Source organism: Paraburkholderia sejongensis (assembly GCF_020880815.1).
GTDB classification, from domain to species: Bacteria; Pseudomonadota; Gammaproteobacteria; order Burkholderiales; family Burkholderiaceae; genus Paraburkholderia; species Paraburkholderia sejongensis.
Genome location: NZ_JAJITD010000038.1, coordinates 1 through 10,659 on the forward strand (window position 1 = coordinate 1; position 10,659 = coordinate 10,659).

Here is a 10,659-nt window from a genome sequence, read left to right on the forward strand (position 1 = left end):
GACCAACGTGGCGGCCGGTTCGGCTCCCACCGATGCGGTCAACGTCAGCCAGCTGCAGTCACAGGCTGCCGTGGTGAACTCGCTGTCGACGTCGACCGCGACCGGCATGGCCGCGCTGTCGAGTAGCCTGAGCGCGACCGACAGCAGACTGGCGAGCCTCTCGACGTCCACGTCGACGGAACTATCGGCGCTGACGAGTGGCTTGAGCTTGACCAACAGCAACGTCGCGTCGCTGTCTACCGGTGTTGCCAACTCGGTTCAGTACGACGATCCGGAACATACGAGCGTAACGCTGGGCGGCGCCAACGTTATGGCACCGGTTGCGCTGAAAAACGTGGCGGCGGGTGTCAACGACACCGACGCGGTGAACATGTCGCAGTTGAGCGCGACGAACCGGAACCTGGAGAACATGGGCAGCCAGGTAGCGAAGAATGCAGGAGATATCACCAGTATGCAGGCTGCACTGTCGGACGCGGTGATGTACGACTCTCCGGCACACAACAGCGTGAGCCTCGGCGGCGCAAATGCCGCGGCTCCTGTAGCGCTGAAAAACGTGGCCGCCGGCGTGAACGACACCGATGCAGTGAACGTGGCGCAGCTCAAGGATGCAGGTTTGATCGGTGACAATGGTCAGATGGCTAACGTCCTCGCGTACGACGATGCATCAAAGGGCACCCTCACGCTGAGTGGCGCGAACGGCACAAAGATCGGCAACGTTGCCGCGGGTGACCTGTCGGCAGCGAGCACGGATGCAGTCAACGGCAGTCAGCTTTACGCTACGGCATCCAGCACGGCATCGGCGCTCGGTGGCGGTTCGACCGTGAACCCCGATGGTGCGATCAGCGCGCCCAGCTACAGCGTGGGTGGTACGACGGTCCGCAACGTCGGCGATGCGATCGCCAACATCGATGGCCGCGTCACCCAGAACACGAGCGACATCCAGAACTTCCAGAACCAGATCAACAACGGCGTCATCGGTCTGGTCCGGCAGGATTCGGCAGGCAACATCACGGTCGGCGCGAGCACGGGCGGCATGCTGGTCAGCATGACCGGTACCGCGGGCAACCGGGTTGTCACCGGTGTGGCCAACGGTGCAGTGAACGCCAGCAGCGGGGACGCGGTGAACGGTAGCCAGTTGTACGCATTGCAGAACCAGGTGACGGATCTCAACAGTCAGCTGTCGAACCTGACGCCGACCAATCCGTACTTCACCGCGAGCGGAGTTCAGACGCCGGCGGACGCGGTCGTTCATGCGGCAAACCCGGGCTCACGGGACGGCAACTCCGCCACGGTGACCAATGCGAACCCCAACGCGGCCACCGACAACACCGTCGCAGTCGGTGTCGGCGCAGTGGCAAGCGGCAAGGATTCGATGGCGATCGGCGGTCAGGCACAGGCGAGCAACAACAACTCTGTCGCGCTGGGCCAAGGTTCAACGACTGGGCGCGACAATTCTGTGTCCGTCGGTTCGGGCAACCAGCAGCGTCAGATCACCAACGTTGCGGCCGGTACGGCCGACACCGATGCGGTCAACGTCGAGCAGTTGAACAGCACGGTTGCGCAAGGCGTGCAGCAGGCGAACAGCTACACAGACCTCGCCGTCGGCGCGATGAACCGGGAAATCGATAGCGTGGCGAAGAAGTCCTACGCCGGCACCGCCGCGGCGATGGCCACCGCAAACCTGCCGCAGGCGCCGGCGCCCGGCAAGAGCATCGTGGCAATGGCGGGCGGAACGTATTCTGGACAGTCTGCAGTTGCATTGGGGCTGTCGACATTCACGCCGAAAGGCAAGTGGATCATCAAGGCTTCGGCCTCGACCACCACTGGGCGCACCTTCGCCGCTGGTGCGGGCGCGGGCTACGTTTGGTAAATCGGATCGATGCAGATAAACGGTCCACGCAGTTTTCGAGTAGGATAAAACGACGCGGACCGTGGTGGCACGGCTCATGAATAGATCGCCAGCAGTGCTGATCGGTTCCCGGCGAGCTTTGGAACGATCTCAACCACGTTGCATGAAGCGATCGCCGCCGAGAATCAGCTACCTGCGCGAAGTCGTTGCAGCCGGCGACATCGAAAGGTTCTATCGCGCTAAGGCGATCGCGTAAAATAAGTGGAACGGCAACGCACGACGAAACATGATGGCAAAGACGAAGACGCTCCCCGCTGGCGTCGGCAAGGACTGAAGCGGTTGCATTACCCACTGGACGTGATCGTGCAAGGTGTTCGGTGGTACGTGGCTTACTCGTTGAGCCTGCGTAACCTCGAGGAGATGATGGCGGAGTGTGGAGTTTTAGTCGCCCATTCAACCGTACATCGCTGGGCCATCAAAGTGTTGCCGGTTCTGGAGAAGGCCTTTTTCCGCAAAAAACGAGCCGTCGGTCGGAGCTGGCGAATGGATGAAACGTCTATCAAGGTCCGAGGCCAGTGGAAGTATTCGTATCGCGCAGTCGACAAGGAAGTAAGCGCCCGGCAAACCCGTCTTGACGAATTGAACTATCGGATAGGATCCGCCGGCTGCCATCGATGAGGCAGCAATGCTTCGATGTCGCTGGCCTTTTGAGTCGGCAATCGCGTGAGGACTTCTTTCAGGTAGGCATGCGGTTCGTGCCCATTCAGTTGCGCTGAACGCAGCAGACTCATGATGGCTGCGGCTCGTTTGCCGGCTCGAAGCGAACCCGCAAACAGCCAGTTCGATCTGCCGATAGCCCAAGGGCGTATCTGGTTTTCGACCCAGTTGTTGTCGATAGGCACGTGACCGTCTTCGAGATAGCGGGTCAGCGCATCCCATCGTTTAAGACTGTAATCCAGCGCTTTGGCAATCGCCGAGCCTTCCGACACCAGCTTGCGCTGCGCGATCATCCATTCGTGTAGTGCGTCGCAGACCGGTTTGGCCCGTTGCTGTCGAAGCTTTTGGCGTTCGTCGGCTTGCAGCACTGCAGCGTCGCGCTCGATGTCGTAAAGCGCAGCGAAGAACGGCAGCGCCTGCGCGGCGATCTGACTACTGTGATTGACGTGCAGATCGAAGAACTTGCGTCTCGCGTGCGCCGCACATCCAATTTCAGTGATGCCCTGCTGGAATCCGGCCTTGTAGCCACTGTAGTCGTCGCATACCAGTTTGCCCTGCCAGTCAGCGAGGAACGCGCGGGCATGTTCGCCTGCACGGCTGTCGGCGAAGTCGTAGACCACGGCGCGCAGTTCACTGTAATGCGTGGGTGTATACGCCCACAGATACGCGCGGTGTGTCTTGCCTTTGCCGGGACTGAGCATCTGTACCGGCGTCTCATCTGCATGCAGCACACCCTGCTGCAGGATTTCCTGATGCAGCGCGTCGACCAGCGGTTGTAGCTGCACGCCGCACATACCGACCCAAGCGCCCAATGTCGAGCGCGGTATCGCGACGCCCGCTCGCGCAAAGATCTGCTCCTGACGGTACAGGGGAAGGTGGTCGGCGTACTTGGCAACCAGCACTGACGCCAGCAGTCCCGCAGTCGGGATGCCCTTGTCGATGACATGCGCAGGCACCGCAGCCTGAATCAGGGTTTCGCAGTTTCTGCACACCCACTTGCCACGGATATGCCGCTCCACGGTGAACACACCTGGCGTGTAATCCAGCTTCTCGCTGATGTCCTCGCCGATGCGCACGCGCTCGCAGCCACACTGGCATACGGTGCTCTGCGGATCGTGGCGAATCTCTGTGCGCGGCAATTGTGCCGGCAGCGCTGCTCGCTTCGGTTGCTGGGGTAGCGGCTCGGATGTGGCTTGTGGCTGCAGTTGCTCGAGCTCAACTTCAATGGCGGCAAGATCCGCGTCGATCGCCTCATCCAGCAGGTTCATCTGATCGCTGCTGAGTTGCTCGCTGCGCTTGCCGAACTGATGGCGTCTGAGAATCGATATCTCGTGGGTCAACTGGTCGATTCGGGTCTGCCGGTAGAGTAGCTCGCGCTCCTTCTCACCGACCTCCCGGGTCTTCTCCTCAATCTCCCTGTCCCGGTCCTCGACGCGCGCGATCAGTTGTGTGGCAAGCGCACGCAACTGTTCCGGGCTAAGAGCGTTGAGGTCGGCGGGCAGGTCCATGCAGACGAGTCTGCCAGAACCCAGGAGAGCACGAAAGCGCGACAGTTTACGTCCCCGGCTGTCTCAAACGACACGGATCACACCGTCCGCGCCGATGCGCTGCCATGGCAAGCCCACCACCAGACCGGCAAGTTGTTCCTGTGTGAGCGCATGCTGCTTTGGTTCGCTACCAGCGCGCGGCCACGCGAACTGCCCCTGATTCAGCCGTCGCGCTGCCAGCCAGATGCCAATCCCATCGTGAACCAGCACCTTCAGGCGGTTGGCTCGCCGGTTGGCGAACAGGTAAGCATGGTGCGGATGCGCAGCGCCGAACACGGTGATCACCCGACCCAGCGCCGTATCAAAGCCGGCCCGCATATCCAGCGGATCAACCGCCAGCCACACCTGATCAATGCGGATCATGCGAGCCACTCGCGCAGCCAGGCGGCGCACTGCGCTGCCTCTGAGGTTGGCCAGCTAACCGTTATCGACAGGTCCGCGCGACGCACCTCGACGCGAATCTCAGCTGTGCGCGTGTTTCGCGTCTCAAGAGGCAACGGTACAAATTCCGGTGCTGGAGTCGCTACCAGTGGAGTTGCCATGTCGCTACGTGCCACCAGCACACAATCGTTCGTTTCGGCCTGCTCGACCCAACGTCGAAGCAGATTCGCGTTCAGCTTGTGGTGCAAAGCGATGGCCGCGAGCGATACCCCGGGTCTCTGGCAAGCTGCTACCACCTGAGCCTTGAACTCGATGCTGTAGCGCCGGCGTCGTCGACGGCCAGGTGTTGCTGCTTCTTCAATAGTGTTCACGTGTCCACCTATTTAAGTGAACACGATGCTCCCAAGACTTTCAACGTGACTCAAGATGGGATGGCCGGGCGCTTACACAAGGAAGGCAACACGGTCGATTTTCTGTTGCGCGGCCATCGTGACAAGGCTGCGGCGCGGCGCTATTTCGAAAGTCAATCGACCGCGAACCGGAGACGGTGACAATCAACAGGAGCGGTGCGAACTTGTCCGCGCTGGACGCCCTCAACGCGGAGCGGGAAACACCGATCAGGATTCGCCAGAACAAGTACCTGAGCAATGTTGTCGGGCAAGATCATCGGTCGAACAAGCGACGCACGCGGCCCCTGCCCGGCTTCAAGAATCTTCGTTGTGCCCGCATTCTGTTGAGCGGCGTCGATCTCATGCGCATGATCGCCAAGGGCCAAATGGAAGGCAGAGGCATCGGATACACTCGTACCGAGCAGTTTTACTCACTGGCAGCATAAACATTCCTCCTTATACTGCCGGTCGTTCGCCATCTTGCCGTTACCGCGACGAAACCCTTTTTTTGCCTTTCTTCATCCGCCGTGGCGTCTTCTAAATTTCACGTCCCGTTCTGGGCCGATGTCATCTTCCGTCTTGGCCCAGCATCTTTACCGCAACACAGGCGCGCGACTTCAGCTTTGCGCTCGGACCAATGGGTCAACATCTGAACGCAAAGATCCATCACGGCATTCCTGCCCGAAATTCCGAACAACGCATGATCGAGTTGCGCGACCGTTTCGACGCGAACATGCCGCCAACCGTCGAAAGCTTGATGTGTCCGTCCAAAGTGGCGATGTAGCTCATTGATACCGGGATCGAACTCGCCATAGACCAGCAATGTCGCGACGCCGCGTCGATTCAGTTCCTGCATGACACCGCGCTCGGTAGTGATGGCCGGTCGCCAGCCGAGCCGTTCTGCGATCTGTATCGTGGGCAACCTGAAGCGCGCGATAATGCTCCTCGCGAGGATCCTCGCGATCGGACGCAGATCGCGTCGTTCGCGTAACAAGCGCGTCCATTTACGCCAGCTGCGCGCAGACGCCAAATAGCCGCGAGAAGAATTGATCCGCTGCCGGGTCGCCTCTGCCACGGTCAATCCAGTGGGCCAGACGAACCGCGGCAGATTGATCGCGACGACTCCGGCGAGCGAGGACGCCCTCATAGCTGCGTGCAGGGCCGCGTAGCCGCCGGAGCATATGCCGAATGCGATGACTTCCTGATGCCCTCGCGCAGCCAGCCAGTTTGCTGCCGAGGCCATATCCGTGATCGTCTGATCCGAATACAGAACGCCCGACTGGTCGTCCGGCCCATGCTCGCCACTGTCACCGACACCGCTCACGTCGACCCGCAACGTGACGACACCGTAGCGCGCCATCTCTCTCGCGAGACGGACCGCAAAGCGCCCATCCGCCATGCGCGGATTGGCAGCCGTATTAGCGATCAACCACGCTGGTACGCCGGGCCGCACGGGATCAGTTTCGGCGGGACTGCATAGCGTTCCCACCAATCGGTCGGGACCAATCCAAACCACTTGCTCCTCCACGCCCTCGGCGACAGCGTTGACTAATGAATCTTGAGTAGAAAACTCCGCAGCTATAGTCGGATGGGGTCGTGCGTTCGGGACAGGGAATCGGGAACGCGCGATGATCCAGCGCGTCACCGAGTCGATTGCCTCGAGCGGCAAGCGCGAATGGGCACTGTCCAACATCAGGTTCGACCAGTCCGGCAGCCTGGCGGTCGCAACGTCGATGCCCCGAGTTTGCAGAGTCGTTTTGAGCGCCGGGCTCTCGCCATAGTCGGTGTCTACAAGCAGCACAGATCTCGCCAACGAACTCGCCGTGTTTGCGACATCGCACAGATTCACTGCTTTTATCTGATCCACCAGATCGGGCGGATAGCAATGACCCAACACGCTCATGCAGCCTTCCTCACTTACTGCCCTTCGTACAACCTGCGGAGCCGTTTCGAGCCATCCCTTCCGGATCAGCGATAATTCCCGAAGGTAAGCGCGGCCTCGCACTATTGGCGCAAGCGCAACCACAGCATCGACGTGCGGTGCCGCATTGCCGCCCTCGCCCGCGGCAGCCAGCATCGCAAACATAGCGCCTGCGCGTACGCCCAGCAACGTCACGTCGCACGCGTTCGCCTGCGTGCGCAGCACGTCAATTGCGCTCCGAACGCACGCCAGTGTCTTCGAAAACCGATCGTTATCACTATCTTCGCCGGCCGATTCTCCAGCGCATGGATAGTTGAACCGCAGCACCGATATGCCTTCCCGCACAAGATGTTCCGCCAATGCGCGCAGCAACTTGTGGGTCCATAGGGCTTCATGCCCAAGCGGTTCACAAAGAACGACACCGTACTCGGTATGGCCTTCATACAGCCAACCCACGCAACCATCGAACTGTATCGGCTTCACCTGATATTCCCCACACGTCTGATTGTGCTTTCACTGGCGGCGCACACCTCGATCAAAGCCGGCCGCAGAGGTGCGTCCTATCTGGATGCGTGAATTTGCTTGGGGCTAAAGGGCAGCTCGACCCACGCTGCCTCTTTCGTCGACCCTCGCGCATATCACGACTTCCTGAGGGCTCTTTGGCGATGAACGGCAGAGCTTCATTTAATCCGTCTTTCCCTGATAAATAAAGCAAAGCAGGAGATAGTCAATTATTGCTTGAACCGAATCTCGCAAATAGACATATGCGCGCGACGACGTTTTCTATGCCGTCTTCGAAAATCAGGCCGCAACATGCATCCATTTCCATCGCCATTGCCCACTAACCCCCTCTACTGCGAACCGCTCAACGTTCGTAGCTTCGCCTTGCGCGACTGAATAATACCAATGAGCGGAAGCGCTTCGAGCGCGATCGTTAGGGGATTGTCAATTTAGTAATCTGGCGCACACAAAACATCCCTTCAACTCATCACGGATGCATTTGTCAACATGGAAAATGTGTCGACCGATAAATGTTTGTAGCAAGAATGGAAAATGAATTTCGCTTCGTTCTCCCCCTCGACATCGCAGCGCTCCTGCATTTCTCGCAACGGCAACTCTCACCATTGCTCTTCGCAATAACTCATCTACAATTCGGCGGCCGCATCGCAAGGACGTTTTCCGATGGTGACATACGTTTGCATTTGATAGTCCAGTCTTTCAGATACGGCCGGTGTTGCCAGCGGAGCCGGAGCTCAGCCCGCTTTTTCAACGCAGTCCGACTGGACGGCGCTTCGCATCTGAACGTCAAAATGCGGTTTTGTCGTTCAAACCCTACTGATCGATTTTCTCGATGGGCTGGATCGGCTTATCACCACAAATACGTTCGGCTGCTTTCCTGCACGTATTGGCTCCTTCGTAGACCCCTTGGCATTCGACCCGATACGTCCTGACGCCATTGTTCGTGTCGATCGAATAGGCATTGAACATCGGACCGGATGCACTCAAACATCCTGCAATGAGTGAAACGACAAGCAGCAGGCTTGGGTGGGGGCAGTCGATTGCGTCTATTTGCGCAGAGCTGTTGAAAACGCCGTTGCGGTTTCCCGCCTTGCTTTTCCGCAAAGCAACGCCCGCTGACCTCGGACCGCGGCCCGATACTTCACCTGTTCAGTTCCAGGAAACTTGTGACAGTACGCCGTCGATGAACGTATGCGCGCGGTTCTCCGCATGCCCAAACATGTCGGCCTCAGACACACACCAGGCGCTCGGAAAAGCGTCCAATACTCGCGTCGGTGCGACTCCCGGAACAAACGGTCCATGAGACCTTGTATCGGGAACAACTCCGTGTAATGACGACGTGATCGTTCAGCTAGTCCCGGTCTCGACGACATACTAACGGTACGGCATATAGCAATCGTGAGACATCGCTACTCCCCTAATTAATTGCCATCTGTGCAGACATCTGCGCCAGCCGAAAAACTTCGGAGTACGATTCAGGCCCCGAAAAGATGACCGCCCTATACTCGTTCCTGTGCGGTGTAGTTTTCACTGTTCTCAGCCGGCCGGGCCGACGCCGAAAAAGCAGTCACCGTATGAGACGTTGCCGATCGCACGAAGCACGTTGCGAGCAAAGTCTTCCGCAACTTCTTCATACTCCGGAGTGGCGGGCGACAGAGTGTTAAGCTTCGGCTTCCCCCGAACTTTGCGGATCGCAGTCACAGTCAATCTCAAAGCGTAGACTTCGGCCCACATCGAATGAAATGGCCCAAATCTGAAGTTGTGCCCGTTTTCCATGTCGATATTCTCGATCAAATGATGCAAGACTTATAAAACACGCAGCATGAAACAAATCTTTGCCGACTGCCAGCGCCGTTAACAATGGTTGACCTCGATTTAACCAAATTCGACAAAGATGTCTGTCGAAAAATTACCGGACTGCGCTCGCGTGATGGCGAACCGGGTCCCGCTTATTTCTAGCTCGCTACATCACCTTCACTTCTGACCTTTGTTGACAGTCTTGCCATTCGATCATCGCTAGGATTAACGAGCAGGAGACAATCGCTCGAAAGAACCTACCCTTTCTCTTCGAAAAGTCGGAAAAGCAGAAAGGCTTCGAGCTTTCCTAACGCATCGCTGCGGTTTCGTGTCATTTAAAGCATTGAGTGCTCCAGTACCTCAACAAACCTGTCGAAAACGAACGACGGAAACATCTAAAAACACGGTTGACCGCGCGTGTTATTCGTGCGGCCGGCAATGTGTTCCAATGCTTCTGTTCCGAATTCCGTGAAGCGCGGGGAGATTCAATCTTCAGTTGACTGTCACGAACAGTGTGCCCCTAAACACAAAAGATCTGCCGGTCTGCGAAGGAAATATAAATGAGCGAAGCACTGTGGTGCGTTCACATCATCGAACTGAATGATTTTATTGCAACCTCTTCTAAAGATGCAGCCGAAGCCGAATCGGCCGCAATCAACGCGCACATAAACAAGGCCGCTAACTCCACGAACACTTCCATCTGTCGGGCCGTGGCCACTAGATGGCCGTTCTCTCCCGCCAGTCATATGCGATCGCTGGAGGTCGATTGGGGAGATCTGGAGCGTATGCCGCACAAACTGTAGGGGCCTACATGTCGTGCAAGAGAAAGTCGATCAACCAGCACCTATTTCTATGAATCGTTCCAGATTAAAACAGATGCTGCTGCCCATGAGCACCGCTGTAGCGCAACGGATTTCGCTAGAGAATCACCTTTCTCTTGAAACCCTTCTCTCAGGAAGCGGTGAAGAGCATCATTTCAATGGCATGTGCCAGGCGGCCTGTATTGCGAGCTTTCTGTGTGAGGCCGGCTATGGAGCCGCGAGAGAAGGACTGTTCGGCGACGCCGAGAGAGTGCTGCTCGATTGCCGTAGAGCCGGCATCGAAACAGAAAACTGGCGCTTCGACAACGCCTCCTATTTCATACTTGCGGAGATCTTGACGCTACACGATACGCAGTTCTTCATCACGCCGGTTCGCGAATTGATTCGCGCGAACGAGCGCCTGAAAACTCATAACGCGTTGGCCGCGCAGAAAAAATGAACCCGTAGCGGTCGCAACTGATAGCGGATCAGCCTTGCCATCAAGTCGTCGAACAGCGCGCCATACGTCGCAACCAGTTGCGGGTTCTCGGGCAAATAACTGGCACTCCCGGTACGCTGCCGCTCGCGATACCACGATGCATGCGCATGATGCGTCTTGAGCTTGCCCCCGAAAAACGAATCTCTTGCTGAGCGGTAAACTCACGCAAGGAGAAAACATTGATGACAAGCAAGGCAAAGCGAGCGCAGTACACGCTCGAGTTCAAGCTGGAAGCCGTGC

At 58.0% G+C, this 10,659-nt stretch carries 9 protein-coding genes and 2 pseudogenes; 5 read left to right on the forward strand and 6 right to left on the reverse strand.

Annotation, left to right across the window (positions count from 1 at the left end):
* Together LJ656_RS34510 and LJ656_RS34515 are read left to right on the forward strand one after the other, a co-directional pair.
* Window positions 1-1,870 (forward strand): YadA family autotransporter adhesin (locus LJ656_RS34510; RefSeq protein ID WP_230513904.1); only part of this gene is annotated, 1,870 nt, incomplete at its 5' end.
* A gap of 309 nt (window positions 1,871-2,179) precedes the next feature.
* Window positions 2,180-2,452, forward strand: a pseudogene (locus tag LJ656_RS34515) (DDE-type integrase/transposase/recombinase); the annotation flags it as partial.
* A gap of 41 nt (window positions 2,453-2,493) precedes the next feature.
* Here the strand turns inward: LJ656_RS34515 and tnpC are convergent.
* The 3 genes from tnpC to tnpA form a co-directional block, all read right to left on the reverse strand.
* Window positions 2,494-4,074 (reverse strand): IS66 family transposase, encoded by a 1,581-nt coding sequence (gene tnpC, locus LJ656_RS34520; protein ID WP_230513905.1) that lies wholly within the window; start codon window positions 4,072-4,074, stop codon window positions 2,494-2,496.
* Between the two features lie 63 nt (window positions 4,075-4,137).
* On the reverse strand, window positions 4,138-4,476 hold the full coding sequence (gene tnpB, locus LJ656_RS34525) for an IS66 family insertion sequence element accessory protein TnpB (protein WP_176112030.1): 339 nt from the start codon (window positions 4,474-4,476) through the stop codon (window positions 4,138-4,140).
* The gene (gene tnpA, locus LJ656_RS34530; RefSeq protein WP_230513906.1) at window positions 4,473-4,865 is read right to left on the reverse strand and encodes an IS66-like element accessory protein TnpA; all 393 of its coding nucleotides are present in this window, start codon (window positions 4,863-4,865) and stop codon (window positions 4,473-4,475) included. Before tnpA ends, tnpB begins: the two co-directional genes overlap by 4 nt.
* Window positions 4,866-4,943: 78 nt before the next feature.
* Here tnpA and LJ656_RS34535 point away from each other — a divergent pair.
* A pseudogene (locus tag LJ656_RS34535) lies at window positions 4,944-5,329 on the forward strand (DDE-type integrase/transposase/recombinase); the annotation flags it as partial.
* A gap of 98 nt (window positions 5,330-5,427) precedes the next feature.
* On the opposite strand, the gene LJ656_RS34540 reads toward LJ656_RS34535, so the two are convergent.
* The gene (locus tag LJ656_RS34540; RefSeq protein WP_230513907.1) at window positions 5,428-7,287 is read right to left on the reverse strand and encodes a serine aminopeptidase domain-containing protein; all 1,860 of its coding nucleotides are present in this window, start codon (window positions 7,285-7,287) and stop codon (window positions 5,428-5,430) included.
* A gap of 1,572 nt (window positions 7,288-8,859) precedes the next feature.
* Window positions 8,860-9,099 (reverse strand): hypothetical protein, encoded by a 240-nt coding sequence (locus tag LJ656_RS34545; RefSeq protein WP_230513908.1) that lies wholly within the window; start codon window positions 9,097-9,099, stop codon window positions 8,860-8,862.
* A gap of 581 nt (window positions 9,100-9,680) precedes the next feature.
* Between LJ656_RS34545 and LJ656_RS34550 the strand changes: the two genes are divergently transcribed.
* Entirely contained in the window at window positions 9,681-9,923 is a 243-nt protein-coding gene (locus tag LJ656_RS34550; protein ID WP_230513909.1) for a ribosome-inactivating family protein, read from the forward strand.
* Window positions 9,924-9,972: 49 nt separating this feature from the next.
* Window positions 9,973-10,380 (forward strand): Fis family transcriptional regulator, encoded by a 408-nt coding sequence (locus LJ656_RS34555; RefSeq protein WP_230513910.1) that lies wholly within the window; start codon window positions 9,973-9,975, stop codon window positions 10,378-10,380.
* A gap of 40 nt (window positions 10,381-10,420) precedes the next feature.
* On the opposite strand, the gene LJ656_RS34560 is transcribed toward LJ656_RS34555, so the two are convergent.
* On the reverse strand, window positions 10,421-10,659 hold a 239-nt coding region (locus tag LJ656_RS34560), incomplete at its 5' end, for a hypothetical protein (RefSeq protein ID WP_230513911.1).